The organism is Alteromonas sp. CI.11.F.A3 (genome assembly GCF_032925565.1).
Lineage (GTDB): Bacteria > Pseudomonadota > Gammaproteobacteria > Enterobacterales > Alteromonadaceae > Alteromonas.
Genome location: NZ_CP136708.1, coordinates 3,819,077 through 3,835,777, shown reverse-complemented (window position 1 = coordinate 3,835,777; position 16,701 = coordinate 3,819,077). Strand labels below are relative to the sequence as shown.

General features: G+C 45.7%; 16 protein-coding genes. 9 read left to right on the top strand and 7 right to left on the bottom strand.

What is annotated here, in order from left to right:
• Nucleotides 1-11: 11 nt before the first annotated feature.
• From R1T43_RS16520 to R1T43_RS16490, 7 genes are all read left to right on the top strand, one after another.
• A complete protein-coding gene (locus R1T43_RS16520) occupies nucleotides 12-458 on the top strand; it encodes a CidA/LrgA family protein (protein WP_317355899.1) in 447 nt (148 codons plus the stop codon).
• Complete coding sequence (locus tag R1T43_RS16515) at nucleotides 451-1,170, top strand: LrgB family protein (RefSeq protein ID WP_317350397.1); 720 nt, start codon at nucleotides 451-453, stop codon at nucleotides 1,168-1,170. The genes R1T43_RS16520 and R1T43_RS16515 overlap by 8 nt, the downstream gene beginning before the upstream one ends.
• 184 nt (nucleotides 1,171-1,354) lie before the next feature.
• Entirely contained in the window at nucleotides 1,355-2,350 is a 996-nt protein-coding gene (locus R1T43_RS16510; RefSeq protein ID WP_211069776.1) for a response regulator, read from the top strand.
• Nucleotides 2,350-2,841 carry a PAS domain-containing protein gene (locus tag R1T43_RS16505; RefSeq protein WP_057793560.1) on the top strand — a complete coding sequence of 164 codons (492 nt, stop codon included), beginning with the start codon at nucleotides 2,350-2,352 and terminating at the stop codon, nucleotides 2,839-2,841. Before R1T43_RS16510 ends, R1T43_RS16505 begins: the two co-directional genes overlap by 1 nt.
• A 209-nt stretch (nucleotides 2,842-3,050) precedes the next feature.
• Complete coding sequence (locus R1T43_RS16500; protein WP_317355898.1) at nucleotides 3,051-4,775, top strand: DUF1566 domain-containing protein; 1,725 nt, start codon at nucleotides 3,051-3,053, stop codon at nucleotides 4,773-4,775.
• A gap of 2 nt (nucleotides 4,776-4,777) precedes the next feature.
• Nucleotides 4,778-5,305 (top strand): DUF1566 domain-containing protein, encoded by a 528-nt coding sequence (locus tag R1T43_RS16495; protein WP_317350396.1) that lies wholly within the window; start codon nucleotides 4,778-4,780, stop codon nucleotides 5,303-5,305.
• A 201-nt stretch (nucleotides 5,306-5,506) separates the two neighbouring features.
• Nucleotides 5,507-6,316, top strand: coding sequence for a DUF2884 family protein (locus R1T43_RS16490; protein ID WP_317350395.1), 810 nt, complete (start codon nucleotides 5,507-5,509; stop codon nucleotides 6,314-6,316).
• 45 nt (nucleotides 6,317-6,361) lie between these two features.
• Here R1T43_RS16490 and hemW read toward each other — a convergent pair whose 3' ends face one another.
• The 4 genes from hemW to R1T43_RS16470 all read right to left on the bottom strand — a co-directional run bounded on the left by hemW (nucleotide 6,362) and on the right by R1T43_RS16470 (nucleotide 10,907).
• Nucleotides 6,362-7,501 (bottom strand): radical SAM family heme chaperone HemW, encoded by a 1,140-nt coding sequence (gene hemW, locus R1T43_RS16485; protein WP_317350394.1) that lies wholly within the window; start codon nucleotides 7,499-7,501, stop codon nucleotides 6,362-6,364.
• A complete protein-coding gene (locus R1T43_RS16480; protein ID WP_317350393.1) occupies nucleotides 7,494-8,096 on the bottom strand; it encodes an XTP/dITP diphosphatase in 603 nt (200 codons plus the stop codon). The genes hemW and R1T43_RS16480 overlap by 8 nt, the downstream gene beginning before the upstream one ends.
• Before the next feature lie 282 nt (nucleotides 8,097-8,378).
• Nucleotides 8,379-9,629 (bottom strand): ATP-dependent RNA helicase SrmB, encoded by a 1,251-nt coding sequence (gene srmB / locus R1T43_RS16475; protein ID WP_317350392.1) that lies wholly within the window; start codon nucleotides 9,627-9,629, stop codon nucleotides 8,379-8,381.
• Nucleotides 9,630-9,737: 108 nt separating this feature from the next.
• The gene (locus R1T43_RS16470) at nucleotides 9,738-10,907 is read right to left on the bottom strand and encodes a CCA tRNA nucleotidyltransferase (protein ID WP_317350391.1); all 1,170 of its coding nucleotides are present in this window, start codon (nucleotides 10,905-10,907) and stop codon (nucleotides 9,738-9,740) included.
• Between the two features lie 130 nt (nucleotides 10,908-11,037).
• Here R1T43_RS16470 and R1T43_RS16465 point away from each other — a divergent pair, with 130 nt between their 5' ends.
• Nucleotides 11,038-11,949 (top strand): ExeA family protein, encoded by a 912-nt coding sequence (locus R1T43_RS16465; RefSeq protein ID WP_317350390.1) that lies wholly within the window; start codon nucleotides 11,038-11,040, stop codon nucleotides 11,947-11,949.
• Nucleotides 11,942-13,204 (top strand): general secretion pathway protein GspB, encoded by a 1,263-nt coding sequence (locus R1T43_RS16460; RefSeq protein WP_317350389.1) that lies wholly within the window; start codon nucleotides 11,942-11,944, stop codon nucleotides 13,202-13,204. The genes R1T43_RS16465 and R1T43_RS16460 overlap by 8 nt, the downstream gene beginning before the upstream one ends.
• Before the next feature lie 100 nt (nucleotides 13,205-13,304).
• Here the strand turns inward: R1T43_RS16460 and R1T43_RS16455 are convergent, their stop codons facing one another.
• The 3 genes from R1T43_RS16455 to leuC all read right to left on the bottom strand — a co-directional run bounded on the left by R1T43_RS16455 (nucleotide 13,305) and on the right by leuC (nucleotide 16,695).
• On the bottom strand, nucleotides 13,305-14,528 hold the full coding sequence (locus R1T43_RS16455; protein WP_317350388.1) for an HD-GYP domain-containing protein: 1,224 nt from the start codon (nucleotides 14,526-14,528) through the stop codon (nucleotides 13,305-13,307).
• A 151-nt stretch (nucleotides 14,529-14,679) separates the two neighbouring features.
• Nucleotides 14,680-15,291 (bottom strand): 3-isopropylmalate dehydratase small subunit, encoded by a 612-nt coding sequence (gene leuD / locus R1T43_RS16450; RefSeq protein ID WP_317350387.1) that lies wholly within the window; start codon nucleotides 15,289-15,291, stop codon nucleotides 14,680-14,682.
• A gap of 3 nt (nucleotides 15,292-15,294) precedes the next feature.
• Complete coding sequence (gene leuC, locus R1T43_RS16445) at nucleotides 15,295-16,695, bottom strand: 3-isopropylmalate dehydratase large subunit (protein ID WP_317350386.1); 1,401 nt, start codon at nucleotides 16,693-16,695, stop codon at nucleotides 15,295-15,297.
• Between the last annotated feature and the right edge of the window lie 6 nt (nucleotides 16,696-16,701).

The window sequence follows — 16,701 nt, the reverse complement described above, 5'->3', positions numbered from 1 at the left end:
CAAGAAGTGTGATGGTTGGACTACAAAAATGGATAACCGGCGCGATATTAGTACTTGGGTGTTATTACCTCGGGACATGGCTGTCTTCCTCAACAGGGCTGCCATTGCCTGGCGCGCTTACTGGCTTGCTCATTCTTCTGGCCGTGCTTTTTATCGTCCCTAAAGCAGAGCCTCTTGTAGCGCGTGCCGCTTCCCCCTTACTCAGTCATATGTCGGTATTGTTTGTACCTGCGGTTCTTGGTGTTAGCGCATATTGGAAAGAGATAGCACAAAACGGGTGGGCTATTGGGATCGCCATCGTTTTCACTACCTGCATTAGCTTGGGGATTAGCGCTAAAATAGCAGAAAAGCTACTTGCCTCACGTCATGGGCACTTTTCGCAAGTACCTGCCAACCAAGAAATAGCCGAACAAAGCACCGAGCAACAGGACGTAAAAAAGGGCAGTGAAAATGATTGAGGCTATCAGAAATGCCGCTACGCTTTCGGGTATTGCTTGGCTTGCAATCACGCTACTTTTATATTGGATTGGGCTAGCCATAAACCGAAAATATTACCGTTACCCGATTTCTCACCCACTTATTTTTACGGCGCTAAGTGTGGGGGTGGTTGTGTATCTATCCAACACAGCTATGACCCATTACCAGCAATCTGCTGGCTTGCTACATTGGTTGTTAGGTCCAGTCACCGTCGCGTTGGCATTGCCGATTTACCGACAGTGGCAGCGCTTGCGTCACTATGGTTTACCTTTGCTGCTAAGCATTATGGCTGGCGGAATTGTAGCGCCTATTTTGGCATGGGCAGCGCTGTGGGTATTCAACTCGCCAATCAGTATTCAACTCACCATGTTAGCCAAGTCTATTACCACACCTCTGGCCATGGAAGCATCAGCTCAAATAGGGGGGATTCCTGCCCTTGCTGCTGTGTTTGTGATTACTACCGGTGTGGTTGGCGCCATTGCGGCAACAAGTGTTTTTCGTATTTTTAAGGTATCCGATACTCAATCTCAAGGTGTTGCACTTGGGACTGTTGCCCATGCAGTAGGAACCGCGAAATCGCTACACATGGGCGATGAAGTGGCTGCCATGGCAACACTCGGTTTATGTGTGAACGGCATATTTACCGCTATTATTTTGCCATTATTATTTAGTTTTCTCTCACCATCGCTTTAATATTGACTACAATGGATAAAAGCATTTCATTCGAAAGTGCTATTGTTAGTTACGACGTGTCAGGTCAATATATGAACCGTCAAAATTTATCGCTTCAGTTCGAAGTATTAACGCCGATACAGTATTGATTACAACACATTGTAATTTTCACTGTTATCAAAAAGCTAGGTGGTAAGATTATTCAATGTTTTCTGTACTCGTCTGTGACGACTCATTAGTCGCTCGAAAACAAGTTGCAAAATGTTTGCCTCAGGACTGGGAAGTTGCTGTGCATTTTGCAAAGAATGGCCAGGAAGCTCTCGTCGCGCTTAAAGAAGGAAAAGGTGACTTACTGCTGCTTGATTTGAACATGCCTATACTTGATGGTTATGGCACGCTAGAAGCAATTAAAGCCGAAGGTTTGTCCACGAAGGTCATTGTAATTTCAGGCGATATTCAACCTGAAGCCTACGATAGAGTAACAGCCTTGGGGGCATTGGACTTTATTCGTAAGCCCGTATCGCCTCAAACCCTTGCTGAAGTGCTCGATAAATTTGACATCCTGCACAGTGAACCAGAGCCTGTCGTTGAAGCCGCACCTTTAGATCCCGACATTCGTGACTGCTACCAAGAAATAACGAATATCGCCATGGGTCAAGCCGGTGACCACTTGGCGCGTATCATGAACGTGTTCGTTCGACTCCCTATCCCCAACGTAAACCTTATTGAAGTATCTGAATTGCACATGATGCTTTCAGATATTGAAAGTCATGAACAAGTTACCGCCGTGTGTCAGGGCTTTTTAGGGCCGGGAATCAGTGGCGAAGCCATTTGTATTTTGAGTGACTCTAGCTTTGAAGATGTGGCAAAAATTTTAAATGTGGAAGGCGAAGTGGATGATCAGCTTCAGCTAGAGCTTTTAATGGATGCGGCCAGTATTCTTATTGGCACTTGCCTTACTGGCCTAGCAACACAAATGGATGTTAACTTCAGCCAAGGACATCCTATTGTTTTAGGGCAGCACAGAGCCATTACTGAAATTATCAGTATGAATCAGATTCGATGGAAACGAACCCTCGCCATCGAGCTAAGCTATGGCTTAGAAGGTTACAATGTTCAATGTGATTTGATTTTGTTATTTACAGAAGAGTCGATGAAAATGATGAATTCGAAACTTGCCCACTTGTTGGAGGACTTCTAATGAGCCAGCATTTGGATGATTTACTCGAATTCCATTGGATGATGGATATGCTGCAAACGGTTGATGTTGGCATCGTTGTGCTAAACCGACAGTTTAAAATTCAAGTCTGGAACGGCTTCATGGAAAGTCATAGTGGTATGTTGCCCAGTGACGTTCGTGATAAGTCGCTTTTTGATTTATTTCCTACCATTAAAGAAGACTGGTTTAAGCAAAAGTCTAAACCGGTATTTGAGCTAAAAACCAGAGCCTTTATGACCTGGGAACAGCGCCCTTATTTATTTAAGTTTCCTAACTACCGGCCGATTACAGGTAGTGAGTCATTTATGTATCAAAACATCACACTGTCGCCATTAATATCGGCTACAGGAAATGTTGAGTACATCAGTATGATGATTTACGACATGACAGATGTTGCGGTTGGTAAAAAGCAACTTGAAGCCATACAAGTGCATATGACGGAAGCACAAGAGCGTAATCAGCTCGCCCGCTAATATTCACTTTAATCGCTACAAGTAACGTGCGAACCAATCCCCCATTTATTATTCGAGTTAATCGACACGTGGCTGCAGTTCCCCGTGTTGCCGGAGTCATTATGCGAACGTTTTTCCAGTTTCTACTCTCACCCTTTTTATGGCCTTTAGAGGCGAAAGCAAAAGCTATTGCTTCGACAAAGCATTTCATTCTAGCCGCTACGGTTTTTATGTTAGCAGCATGTGGCGGCGGAGGCGGTGATTCAGATAGCGGCAGTGGCGGTAGCAATAGCAATAGTGACTTAGTGATTAACGCCGGTGACGATGCAACGGTTACCGAGGGCGCAAGCTATTCATTGAGTGCGGTAGTGAGTGGCGGGAATGAAGAGTATACCTATCGTTGGTCTGCATCGCCTTCATTAACTATCACGCACGAAGACACGAGCGATTCTGCTGCTAGCTTTGAAGCGCCAAGCGTATCTAGTGCCACCGAATATACGATTACGGTAACGGTGAACGACACTGGGGGTAACGAAGCCAGTGATTTAACGGTTATTACTGTAGTGCCTGTTAATATTGCGCCAGAGGCGATTATTGAAGTACCTGAGTGGGATGGACTAGACGCAAATAATTTCCCTGGTGGCGTAGAGGTTATTTTTGATGGTAGTAGCAGTACCGATGATGACGCCGCCGACGAAAGTGCATCCATCTCTGATTACAGCTGGTCGCAAACCGACGGCACTAACGTTATTACCGGTGAAGAAACGAATTTATCAACCCTTACCATAGTCACGCCTATTGCCAATGATGCGCAGACCCTAAGTTTTGAACTAACAGTCACCGACAGCGAGGGCACCACCGACACGGAGTCTGTGACTATTTTTGTGCAGTCAGAATCAGATACACTACCCGTGGTTGACGCAGGTTCTTCGCAAGGCGTATTCAGCGGTGAAGCTATCGTACTAGATGGCGATGCCAGTACCAGTATTCCAAGTGCGTTACCGCTTACTTATGATTGGGAGCGCAGCAATAACGTATCTTCAACAACGCTACCTGTTAATGCAGCAGATGCAGCAACCTTAAGCCAAAACGTAGACATTCAAGCAATAGACGATGAAGATGATTTATCTACTTTTGCTATCGCGCCTGCGGTAACTGAATATACCGTAGTGGCTTACACATTAACCGTGACCGATGCCAACGGTAATCAAGTAGAAGACACCATTAATGTGGGCGTACGCCCCATGCCCACCCCGTTAATTAATGATACTGGCGTGTTGCAGCAAGCAACTAATAATGCGCTGACTGAAGCTCAACAAAATGAGTGGCCAGGTCAAGATGGGCAACGTGGCGCAGATGTTGTTGAGCAAAATGGATTAATTGAGAAAGCAGGAAGGGGCAAAGCGGGCTTCGATTATACCCGTTTAAATGCCAATGGTGATGAACAGGATGCCAGTGCAGATACGTGGTCATGCGTACGCGACAACGTAACGGGCTTAGTGTGGGAAGTGAAAACCGACGACGGCACACTGCAAGATAAAGACTACACTTATTCATGGTATAGCGACGATGTTAATGGTGGCTATGAAGGTGACTTAAGCGGTAGCGATACGGTGTGCTCGCTGACCAGTTGTAATACCCAAGCCTATGTCACGGCACTTAATGCCCAAGGGCTATGTGGGTTTTACGACTGGCGTATGCCGACCCATCAAGAGCTTTTCTCGCTCATGCATTTAGGCATCTCTGATAGCATGACCATTGATGAAGACTACTTTCCTTATACCGGCGTACTTTCAGCAAACCCAGTGTGGTATTGGACGTCTGTACCTAGCGCCGACGGCGTAAATAGCGATGATGCGCAAAATGCATGGGCGCTGGATTTCGATTCTGGGGTAGATAACTTTTTAAATAAATCCTCGGCGGCAAAAGTGCGCTTAGTAAGAGCGGGGAGATAATCATGAAAATCTTAGCACCTGTATTAGCACCAATAGCAGCCTCTCTTTTGTTAGTTTCGACTAGCCTTTCAGCACAAACCTGTTTGTCAGATGGGCTTGAAACCACACCGGATGAAGACTTTACCACCATCACCAGTAGTACAGTTTTACATGAGCCAACCGACCTAGTGTGGGAGCGCTGTGCGGAAGGCCAAACGTGGGACGGCTCTACTTGTGATGGCGAAGCCGTGAAGTACACGTGGCAGCAAGCATTAAAGTTAGCGCAAGCGGCCAGTGACGAAGACTTATTAGGTTGGCGATTACCAAATGTTAAAGAACTTGCCACCATTGTTGAGCGTGACTGTGTACGCCCCGCTGTGAACAGCACAATGTTTCCAGAAACACCGCCAGATGACTTTTGGACATCAACACCTTCGGTTGATGATCCAGATAGAGCTTGGGTAGTGGCATTCTTCAATGCAAGCCATTCAATCAAAGAGAAAGATCGCTTTATTTACGTGAGATTGGTGCGAACGTACACAAACGATTAGTGAATGTGCTCAAACCTTCGCTTTATACTTTAGGATAGTGCGAAGGTTGTAAGGTAGGAAATGTAAAAGCGCGCACTTATAATGTGCGCTTTTCTTATTGCTAACAGGCATCCATGTTTACCTTGATACTTCACCCTGATTTTTCGCAGTTTAGACTCATGTCACCTTCCTATTTGCGTGTAAGCTAGCCACAATACTCTCATGAAATATTTTGAACGCCTTTTACTAGGCATTGTAGGCATTGTGCTTTTTGCTGGATGGATTAAACCAGCCTCGGCGGAAATTACGTGCAACATCGATTTTGCTTACGGCTTAGCTGTAAACGACACCCAGCTCCGCGTTATGGAAAAGTCCCGCACGCGAGTGCAAATTAACGACCAAACCCAACTTTTTATAGATGGGCGTTGGCAAACCCTTACTGCTGAACAAAGCGAGTGGTTGAGTGAGTACGCGCACGGCCTTCATTATGTGGTGCCTAAAATGATTGTGTTAGCTACCGAAGGCGTTGACTTAGCCGTTGATACTATTGAGAGTGTTTACCTAGGCTTAGTAGGAAGCGATCACGATAGCTACGAACGTTTGAATAGCGCCATGAAGCGAGTAAAAGTAAGAGTTAAAGATAAATTTAGACATGCTAGTAATCACTATTTTATTGGCCCAGGCTCTCTAGAAAGTGTAGATGACTTTGTTGATAGTGAAATTGAAGCGCAGCTAGAGGAGGCTATTTCCACCTCGGTAGGCGGTATCTTGTCAGCGATAAGTGGAATTAATACCAACAGCGATGAAGTAAACAGTGAGAAAGTGGCTGAAATTACCCGGCAATTAGGCACAGTAGGCGAACAGCTCGAAAGGGATATGAATAGCAAAGCAACAAGTCTGCGAAATAAAGCAGAGTGGATTTGTAACAAGTTAAAGCGCTTAGATGAGGCTGAAGAAAAGCTGCGCACGTCAATTCCGGCCATGCAACCGTATAACCTTATTACTTCCCATTCTCCAGCTGAAACGCAATAGTGGTTAGCCTCGTATTAAGCGAGGCCAATCCAGCCTAGATTCCATCTATACAAAACAAGATAACAAGCTATTTAAGTAGCGTCTGCCTTTGGCGGTTACCTGCCAATGGGTATTGGTAATCTCAAGCAGTCCTTGTGCCTGTGCATCATCCAAAGCGTCTTGATATACTTTTGTCAGTTCAACACCAGTTAGCGCGGTATAATCCTCAATAGGGCAGGGCTCTACCAACCTAAAGCGGTTCATGAAAAATTCAAAAGGTAAGTCTTCAGCAGGTACAAGTGTCTCAGTATCTAAATAAGGGCGGCTTATTTCCATATAGCCTCGTGGGTGCTTAATTTTGACCGTACGCGTAATAGTACCTGTGGCGATATCTGTAATTTTGCCGTGCGCGCCACAGCCTATACCCAAGTAATCGCCAAAACGCCAGTAATTGAGATTGTGTTGACACTGATGCCCAGCTTTTGCGTAAGCAGAAATCTCATATTGCTCGTAACCTGCCGCTTTTAGTCGCGCATGCCCTTGTTCTTGTATATCCCACAAAATATCATCATCGGGTAATTCAGGAGGGCGAGAATAAAATGGTGTGTTCGGTTCAATCGTGAGTTGATACCACGACAAATGATAAGGCGATAACGCCAGCGCTTTGTCTACATCAGACATGGCATTTTCCACACTTTGATCTGGCAAACCATGCATTAAATCTAGGTTAAACGTGGGCAGTCCAGCGCTATGCGCCTGATTAATAGCTTCTATTGCTTGCGTGTCGTTATGGATGCGCCCAAGTACTTTTAGATGCGCAGGCTGAAAGCTTTGTATGCCCACTGATATACGGTTAACCCCAGCTAGGTAAAAGCCCGCGAAACGTCCACTTTCAACCGTGCCAGGGTTCGCTTCCATAGTAATTTCAGCGTTATCCGCTAATGTCACGCGCTCGCGAATCCCTTTAATTAAGTCGCTTATCGCCTCGGCTGAAAATAAGCTAGGCGTGCCACCGCCAATGAAAATCGTTTCAATTGGCCTATCGCCAATGCGCTTAGCATCTGTGGCTAAGTCATCAAGGAGGTGAGCCACGTATTCTTTTTCAGGCAGTGCAGACTTTAAACCGTGTGAATTAAAATCGCAGTAAGGGCATTTTTGTACGCACCAAGGAATATGCACGTACAAACTTAGTGGAGGATTACGCAAAGGTGTTTCTCATGGTTTCTAATAATATAGCTAGGGCATTTCCGCGATGACTAATACGGTTCTTTTCAGTTTTATCTAACTGAGCAGCAGTGCAGTTGTGAGACGGCACGTTAAACACAGGATCGTAACCAAACCCGCCATCGCCCTCACGTGCATTAAGAATTTCACCTTCCCACTTACCTTGGCTAACGAGCGGCACGGGATCGTCAGCGTGGCGCATAAACACCAATGTGCAAAAGAAGTGAGCTTTGCGATTATCAGAACCGGCTAACTCAGATAGTAACTTATCGATATTGTCGCTGTCGGTAGCGTCTTCGCCAGCAAAACGGGCAGAATAAATGCCTGGCGCACCGCCAAGAGCATCAACCACTAAACCTGAATCGTCTGCAATAGCGGGTAAACCTGTTACCTTGGCAGCATGACGAGCTTTAATAATGGCATTCTCAACAAAGGTAGTGCCCGTTTCAGGCACGTCTTTCACGCCCAATTCTTTCTGCGCAATAACGCCTACACCGTATTCAGCAAACAAGCTGGTGAACTCACGCACCTTGCCCTGATTACCAGACGCGAGCACTATCTTTTGAGGAAAAGTCATAAAAATACCTTAACAAATTTAATTTTTGGCTAGTTTGCTGATGTAGTAAACCTAGAATTCAGTGTTGCCGGACGATAGCTAGTGCGGTCAAGTAGGTGTGTTGGCTGCGTAGCAAACCCTCCGCCGCAGGGGGCGGCGGCGGAGCGTACTGGGATGTATTTACCGCGTGTTTGCGGAGCAGCCAATACACCAGATTGCCCGCGCCAACCTTGCCTTCGCCAATCTCGTCATCGTCTAGCACGCAGACGGTAGCATCACTTATCCACGCATCAGTTTATCGCGTTAGCGCTTTTTGGTGCGTACTTTGGTTTTATTCTTTGGCTTCGCTTTAGACTTGGCTTTTGCTTTGTCTTTCGCGGTTAGCTTTTTCTTTCTTGGGCCAATCTTGGGAGCTTTATTTTGCGGACGGAGTTCTGCAATAACACGGGCTTTAATTGGCTCTTCGGTGTAGCGTGCTGCTTTGGTAATAAATTCAAAGTCGTGGGCTTCTATCAACGAAATTGCAGTGCCTTTGGCGCCAGCACGGCCGGTACGGCCAATGCGGTGAACATAAACGTCTGCTTTACGTGGCATGTCGAAGTTAATAACATGGCTAACTTCAGGTACATCAATACCTCGTGCGGCTACATCGGTGGCAAGTAGTACTGGCACTTCGCCACTTTTAAAGCGCGTTAAGGCTGCCATGCGTTTATCTTGTGGCATTTCACCCTGTAACCAACACACCATAATATCTTGCGATGCTAAATAGTCTTTTAGCATTTGCAGGCGTTCACGGGTTTTAACGAACACAACCGTAGTCGTCGCTTGTTCTTTTAATATATGAACAAGTAATGCCTTTTTATGGTTTAAGTCATCAGCTAAGTGATACCACTGATGAATTTTGTTCTTTTCTTTGCGTGACGGAAAGGCTTCGATCACTTCAGGGTTTTGCAGGATGTCTTTGGCAAACTTACTTACACCGCCGCCTTCTAAGGTGGCAGAAAATAGCATGTTCTGTTTGCGCCAGCGAGCTTCACTCGCAATCTGGTTAACAATAGTGCGAAAACCCATGTCTAGCATGCGGTCAGCTTCATCAAGAATAAGACACTCGATATCGCGACAATCGGCCATTTCATTTTGAATGTGCTCGAACAAACGCCCTGGAGTCGCCACCAAAATATCAATGCTTTGGCTAAGGGTTTCTCTGTCGGTACCATAGTTAATGCCACCGGTGATCACACCGCTAACAATGTCAGTGTGTTTGGTTAACTCAACAGCCTGTTCATACACCTGTAGCGCGAGCTCGCGGGTAGGCGTAAGAATAAGAATGCGGGTTGAACCGGGTTGCTTTCGCGGGTAGTCGAGTAAAAACTGACAAACCGGTAACAAGAACGCGGCAGTTTTACCCGTGCCAGTAGGCGCAGACGCTAAAATGTCGCGCCCGTCCATTGCATGGGGGATAACCAAAGATTGTACGCTGGTGGGGGTCTCATAGCCCATATCTGCCACTGCGTGGCAGAGTTCTTCGTCTAATTCGAGATCTTCGAAAGTCATAGTATAAAAACGCTTATATTGAATGGGGCGTATTGTAGCATTTATGGTACAAAACGTAGAAAAAAAACACGTAATAGGTCATTTACTAAAGCGTGTTATAAATTTGGCTTATAAAAGGAGTTCGCTTATTTTTTCTAATTTAGCGTTGTTCAGTGCTTCGCGAATTTCTGGGCCTTTAAATCCTTGTGCAATAATCTGTTGTACATCTACGGTATTCGCTGCCAGTAACGCGTGAGATATCAAGGCTTCGCGTTCTGACCAACGCAACGAATTTGCGGTGTCGACGTGCTTTGTATTTAACTGCTGCACCGCAATAGGTTGCAAGGCCCTGAGAAAAAGGCTAAAGCGTTCAGGTCGTCGCCATGCATCGGTTTTATTAAACACCGTTAACAAGGTTTCGGCTTCTAGTTTATCGTTACCAATAAGTGAGGCTTTGTGCTCACTCACCATTTCGGCAATGTCGCTTACCGTATTCTGTACTTTTAATCGTTTACACAGCTGTTGAACTTGATTAAGTGATAAGCCTGAACAAAGCGCAGCAAATCGAACTTCTATCGGGGCTGTATAATTGGAACCTTGGCTTTGAGTGCGTGTTTGAATTTGTTGAAGTGCCCGAATTCCAGTATCAAAGGCGCTTTCAGATTTACTAAATTCTGCAAACCAGTGATCTAGACCATGGCATGCCTTTAGGGTTTTAAAAAATACCTCAGGTGTCGCTTCAAGCAAACTTCGCTTGGTTTCCTGCCATACTCTTTCTGCACTTAGGCTGGTTAACTCACCAGACTTGGCCATGGCGGTCATCAGACTTAAGGTTTCTTCAGCAATGGTGAAGCCTAAATAGGCATACCGGGTGGCAAAACGAGCTACGCGAAATACCCGTAAAGGGTCTTCACTGAACGCGTTTGAAACATGACGAAGCACTTTATTTTGTAAATCTTGTTGGCCATGATAGGGGTCGATAAGTTCGCCGTCTTGGTCTCGGGCAATGGCATTTACAGTTAAGTCGCGGCGTTTTAGGTCTTCTTCCAAAGTAACCGAGGTAGAAGCGTCACATTCAAAGCCAGTATAGCCGCTGCCCATTTTACGCTCGGTACGGGCAAGTGCGTATTCTTCCGAGGTTTTAGGGTGTAAGAATACAGGGAAGTCTTTACCTACTTGGGTAAAGCCTTTAGCTAGCATTTGCGCTGGTGTTGCTCCTACCACCACATAATCACGTTCGGTGACTGTTCTCCCTAATAGGGTGTCGCGCACCGCGCCGCCAACTAAATAAACCTGCATGTAACCTCTATATCGTAAATTTTCTTAAGCCAATGGGTATTATTACAGAAGCAGTTTACATAAGCACACTTTGACTTCTGTTCACGCTCTGGTAGTTTAAATCGCGTTTTCAACTTCAACAGCGAATACCATGTATTTGAATTACTTTGGGTTAAGCGATAATCCGTTTTCAATCGCGCCAAACCCCGATTACCTCTATATGAGCCCGCGGCACAAAGAGGCGTTAGCTCACCTTACTTTTGGGCTAAGTGAAAGTGGCGGTTTTGTTATGCTTACCGGCGAGGTAGGTACAGGGAAAACCACGGTTTCTCGTAAGTTATTGCAGCAATTGCCCGATAATACCCAAGTCGCAATGATTTTAAACCCAACGCTTTCTGCGCTGGAGTTACTCGCCACTGTGTGTGATGAGCTAGGTTTACAGTATCAAGAAGAGAAAGCCAGTTTAAAATACTTTACCGATTTAATTTTATCTAAGTTGGCAGAAAATCACCAACAAGGTATGAATACGGTGTTGATGGTTGATGAAGCGCAGCATTTATTGCCAGAAGTGTTGGAACAATTACGGTTACTCACGAACTTAGAAACTAACCGTGAAAAGCTATTAAAAGTAGTATTAATTGGCCAGCCAGAATTACAGCAACTGTTGAAGCGAAACGAGCTCAGACAGCTCGCCCAGCGTATTACCGCGCGGTATCATTTATTGCCACTTACCGCTCCAGAAGTTAGTGCTTACATAGCGCATAGGCTCAGTGTTGCGCATGGTGATGCGAGTATTTTTAGCAAATCTACCCTACGGGCAGTGCATCAAATAACCGGTGGTATTCCAAGAGTTATAAACTTGCTTTGTGATAGAGCATTAACCCTTTCTTTCACCAAACAACATGCCGTAGTGCAAAAGCCTATTTTCCTCGCCGCAGCACAGCAAATTCTTGGTGAAGATGTGGTAAGCCAGCGTATGCAAGGTAATCGCAAATGGTGGCTTGCGAGCGCATTTGTGGTGGCTGTGTTCTGTGGCTATGGCCTAGGGAGTTTATATGTCTAATATACTTAGTATTAGTGACCTAAAGCCCGGCATGGTGATTGTTAGAATAACGCAACAGAACGGACCGGTTAAAATTCGAAAATCAGGCTTGGTATCTAGCGATGCTATGGTGGAAGGCTTAGCAGAAATGGGTGTTCAGGAAATAGAAATAGATCCTGACCAAACGGTAGAAATTGCGCCTGCAACTACAGCCGGAACTGGGCATCGCACGCAAACCCAAGCGTTATTACGTGGCCAACATGATACCAGCGCAAAGTTCGACAAAACGCTATCTGACCAATTTAATCGCAGTTTGTTTTTGCCTACTGTGCAAGGGCTGCCTTCCATGTGGAAGGTATACGGCAAAGAGCTTGCGACTTACTCTGCTATTGTCGCAGGTGGTTTATGCTTAGGGTTTCTGGTTGCTACGCGAGGTGAATGGTGGCCTGCGGTTACGGCGTCGGTTGTGGAATCTATTCAACCTGAAGCCTCAAACACGACTGTTACCTTGGAGCAGGGCACCCAGTTGTCTAAACAACAGCCTACACAACAGTCAGCACAGGCTCCTTTACAGACAGCTGCGCAAGCAAATGGGCAAGGAAGTGTGCAAGAAAATGTACAAGGAGCTGGGCAAACAACAGCGCCAGTGAATATGCCGCCAATGGTGCCTAATGCATCTGATCAAGTATCAACGACTAGCGGCAACCCACCTTCTAAAGAAATTGCTTCGCAAGAAGCTGGTTCAGATAGTATCGCGCAAGCTTCTAATACCAACCCAAACTCTCAGGCGGCGCAAAGCAACGCACGGACGGGAAACCAAGCTTCTTCGGGGAATCAAAATGACGCTGATGATACCTTCGATTTAGCGGCGGCTGAACAAGAAGGGCGGGTACTGAACTCTCAGAACGTTCAAGATGAAAACAAGATTGAAGTTTCACCAGAACTTTTAGCCCGATTCAATCAAGCGGTGGCAGCACTAGATACCCAAGCCGAGAATGATGATTTTGAACCAAAAACGAAAGTGACGGTACGAGATAACATTCAGCGTGTCGATCAGTTGCCTGTGCGGCTATTAACGCGGTTGCCCTCTATGAATTTCAGTGCGCATATGTACGCATCACGACCTGATGATCGTTGGGTGCGAGTGAATGGCATACAAATGACTGAAGGCGATTGGATTGACGATAAGGTGCAGATTGTCAATATTGAAGCGCAGCAGGTGGTATTAGGTTTTGAAGAAGAGCTTTTCACCATGGCGGCGCTTACTGACTGGTAATGGCAAAGGAAAAGCAACGAGTATTGAAGTGAATGTTAATACCCTTTACTTATTAGTCAGGGGGCTTATTAGTCAGGGTGCTAATTAGTCAGGATGCTAATTAGTCTGGCGCTTGATTTACCAATACGTCTTGAAAGAAAGTCGACAAGTTCACGTTGAAATCATCGGGTCGTACGCCCGACACAATTTCGTCATCATTCGCACTTAAATCTAGTCGAGTAATATCGTCATATTGCTGCGAAGGGACGCTATAAAATGTCATCACAATGGGGCTCATCGTGCTAAGTGGGTTTTGTTGGCTGACAATGGCAAGTTTTCCACTTTTTAGCCTAACAATTGAGCCAACCGGGTGCACTCCCATGCATGTAACAAACTGGCTAACTAAGGTTTGATCGAGTCTTTCATCTTCCGTTAGTCGTTTGAGTGCTTGGGTAGGGCTAATGCTTTCTTTGTGGGGGCGGTTAGACACCATAGCATCGTAGGTATCAATAATACCTGCAATGCGCGCGAATTCGGAAATTTCTATTTCTTTAAGTGCTTTAGGGTAACCGCTGCCGTCTATGCGTTCGTGATGTTGCGCGATAATCGATAGCACCAAATCCGAAATCTCACCGCACTGCTCCACAAGCTCAACACCAATATCAACATGGGTTTTCATCACCTCCCAATCTGCCGCTGACAAATCCTCAACGTTGTTATGAACATCCATAGGTAGGGACGACATTCCAACGTCCATTAACAACGCCCCTAAACTCGCTTGGTCTATGGTTTCTCTGTCATAGCCTAAAAATTGGGTAAACATGCCCATTAAAATACTACAGTTGATGGAGTGTTCTAACAGGTAAGCGTTGTTGTTTTTTATCAGGGTTAAGCAAGACAGGGCATCTTTGTTATCAAATATACTATCGATAAGGCTTTGTGCTAGGTCTTTCACTAACTTTAAGTCGTTTACTGCACCGCGGTTAAGCGCGGATAAAAAGCCGTTTTGTATATTTACCGCATCAAAGTAAAGCCCGTTGGCTTCTTTCATTGCGTTACGTGTAAGGCTGTTTTGCGCGACCTGTTGGTCTTTTTCTACTTTAGCAGGCGCTTGAGTGTTTGCTTCTGGTGTGGAAAGTGGGGCTGAATCGGTCGATGGTTCGTGATTAAGAGACTTCTCGAAGTCTACTTGAACAGTCTGTATCCCGCGGGATTTTAAGGTGTTGATAACTGTTTGGTGTTTTACTAGACCCTTTGAACGCATCCGTAAGCTGCCAGTTTGTTTAAGTACTTGGTTGATGTACATCCCAGGTTTGAGATCATCAATAGGTACTGCTTTCAGCATAAAGACTCCATTCGACTTTTTGAGCGGTGTTAACTACTTATTAAAGTTAGGCGAAGTAGGAGTACTTCGCCATCACTAGAGGGCAAAATTGTGCTGAATCACACTAAAGTTTAAACCTAGCGTTTGAAGCTTAGTATTCAATACCCAGTTTTTAAGCCCAAGCAGGTTGCTTAGCTTCATAAGCTGAAATTTTGTCGGTAAGCTCTAAGGTTTGACCGATAGCATCTAACCCTTTTAGCAAGTTGGTTTTATGATGATCGGCAATGTCGAAGCTGAAGCTAGTCTCACCAAACGATACAGTTTGCTCTGGTAAGTTAACCGTAATTTCTAATGCTGGATTAGCTTCAACTGCTGCAAATAACGCATCCATTTCACTGCTGGCAAGCGCAACCGGTAATAATTGGTTGTTAATGCAGTTGCCATAAAAAATATCAGCATAGCTGGTGGCAATAATGGTTCTAAAACCAAAATCGTTCAGCGACCATGGCGCGTGTTCACGGCTAGAACCACAACCGAAGTTTTCTCGGGTAAGTAGAATGCTTGCACCGGCAAACTCAGGTTTGTTCAATGAGAACTCTGGGTTAGGTACTTTTTCTTCTAAATCCAAATAACGCCAATCGTGGAACAAATGCTTTCCGTAACCAGCGCGTGTCACACCCGTTAAAAACTGCTTAGGAATAATTTGGTCGGTATCTACGTTGGCTTGGTCTAGCGGCACAGCAGAACCTGTATGTGCGGTAAAACCTTGTGTTGAATCAGACATGGGTTACTCCTGAAAATCTCTAACATCGGCGAAACGGCCAGTAATCGCAGCGGCAGCGGCCATCGCTGGGCTAACCAAGTGGGTACGTGCGCCACGACCCTGACGGCCTTCAAAGTTTCGGTTACTGGTTGATGCACAGCGATCGCCAGCTACAAGTTTGTCATCGTTCATACCCAAGCACATAGAGCAGCCTGGTAGACGCCATTCAAAGCCTGCATCGGTAAAGATTTTGTCTAACCCTTCTGCTTCAGCTTGTTTTTTCACATGACCTGAGCCTGGAACCACAATGGCGGTAACTGAATCGACGACTTTGCCGTTTTTGGCAATATGGGCAGCCGCACGTAAATCTTCAATACGACCATTGGTACAAGAACCAATAAACACGTGGTTTACGGCAACATCGGCAAGCTTATCGCCTGCTGATAATCCCATATAGCCCAAGGCTTTTTTGGCGCTTTCTTTTTCGATAGGGTCAGAAAAATCATCTGGGCCTGGCACTGGTGTATCAACACCAATAACTTGGCCTGGGTTTGTGCCCCATGTTACTTGCGGTGCAATGTCGGCAGCCTCAAGTTCTACTACTGTGTCGAAGCTTGCGCCTTCTTCAGTGTAAAGGGTCTTCCAATAGGCTACTGCATCTTCCCAGTCTTGGCCTTTTGGTGCGTATTCACGGCCTTTAAGGTATTCAAACGTGGTGTCATCTGGGGCAATTAGCCCTGCTTTAGCGCCAGCTTCAATACTCATGTTGCACACGGTCATGCGCTCTTCCATGGTTAAACCAGAAATAGCTTCACCAGCGTATTCAATCACATGCCCTGTGGCCCCTGCGTGACCAATTCTACCGATAATAGCTAGAATGATGTCTTTTGCAGTTATGCCCACAGGAAGCGCGCCATTAACCTTAATAAGCATGCTTTTCGCGCGGCTTTGCTTAAGGGTTTGCGTAGCTAATACATGCTCTACTTGAGATGTACCAATACCAAATGCTAGGGCACCGAATGCACCATGGGTGGCAGTGTGGGAATCACCACATACTACTGTCATGCCCGGTTGAATAAGGCCTAGCTCAGGGCCCATAACATGTACGATACCTTGCTTTTGGTGACCAACAGGGAATAACTGAATGCCGTGTTGTTCACAGTTGTTAGCAAGGGTATGAAGTTGAAGCGCATTTTGTGGACCACATGCATCTATCGCCAACGAGCGAGTAGAAATACTGTGATCCATTGTACCTACAGTGCGCTCAGGGCAACGTACTTTACGGCCTTTTTCATTTAAGCCAGCAAAAGCCTGCGGCGAAGTTACTTCGTGTATAAGGTGGCGATCGATATAAATTAAGCTGTCTTCGCCTAATTGATCGATAATATGTGCTTGCCACACTTTGTCGTATAAGGTCTTGGCCATGGTGTT

What these genes read in the sequence shown, in the direction of transcription:
- R1T43_RS16520 (WP_317355899.1), top strand. Translation starts at nt 12, where the DNA reads ATGGTTGGACTACAAAAATGGATAACCGGCGCGATATTAGTACTTGGG.
- R1T43_RS16515 (WP_317350397.1), top strand. Translation starts at nt 451, where the DNA reads ATGATTGAGGCTATCAGAAATGCCGCTACGCTTTCGGGTATTGCTTGG.
- R1T43_RS16510 (WP_211069776.1), top strand. Translation starts at nt 1,355, where the DNA reads ATGTTTTCTGTACTCGTCTGTGACGACTCATTAGTCGCTCGAAAACAA.
- R1T43_RS16505 (WP_057793560.1), top strand. Translation starts at nt 2,350, where the DNA reads ATGAGCCAGCATTTGGATGATTTACTCGAATTCCATTGGATGATGGAT.
- R1T43_RS16500 (WP_317355898.1), top strand. Translation starts at nt 3,051, where the DNA reads ATGTTAGCAGCATGTGGCGGCGGAGGCGGTGATTCAGATAGCGGCAGT.
- R1T43_RS16495 (WP_317350396.1), top strand. Translation starts at nt 4,778, where the DNA reads ATGAAAATCTTAGCACCTGTATTAGCACCAATAGCAGCCTCTCTTTTG.
- R1T43_RS16490 (WP_317350395.1), top strand. Translation starts at nt 5,507, where the DNA reads ATGAAATATTTTGAACGCCTTTTACTAGGCATTGTAGGCATTGTGCTT.
- R1T43_RS16480 (WP_317350393.1), bottom strand. Translation starts at nt 8,096, where the DNA reads ATGACTTTTCCTCAAAAGATAGTGCTCGCGTCTGGTAATCAGGGCAAG.
- srmB (WP_317350392.1), bottom strand. Translation starts at nt 9,629, where the DNA reads ATGACTTTCGAAGATCTCGAATTAGACGAAGAACTCTGCCACGCAGTG.
- R1T43_RS16470 (WP_317350391.1), bottom strand. Translation starts at nt 10,907, where the DNA reads ATGCAGGTTTATTTAGTTGGCGGCGCGGTGCGCGACACCCTATTAGGG.
- R1T43_RS16465 (WP_317350390.1), top strand. Translation starts at nt 11,038, where the DNA reads ATGTATTTGAATTACTTTGGGTTAAGCGATAATCCGTTTTCAATCGCG.
- R1T43_RS16460 (WP_317350389.1), top strand. Translation starts at nt 11,942, where the DNA reads ATGTCTAATATACTTAGTATTAGTGACCTAAAGCCCGGCATGGTGATT.
- R1T43_RS16455 (WP_317350388.1), bottom strand. Translation starts at nt 14,528, where the DNA reads ATGCTGAAAGCAGTACCTATTGATGATCTCAAACCTGGGATGTACATC.
- leuD (WP_317350387.1), bottom strand. Translation starts at nt 15,291, where the DNA reads ATGTCTGATTCAACACAAGGTTTTACCGCACATACAGGTTCTGCTGTG.
- leuC (WP_317350386.1), bottom strand. Translation starts at nt 16,695, where the DNA reads ATGGCCAAGACCTTATACGACAAAGTGTGGCAAGCACATATTATCGAT.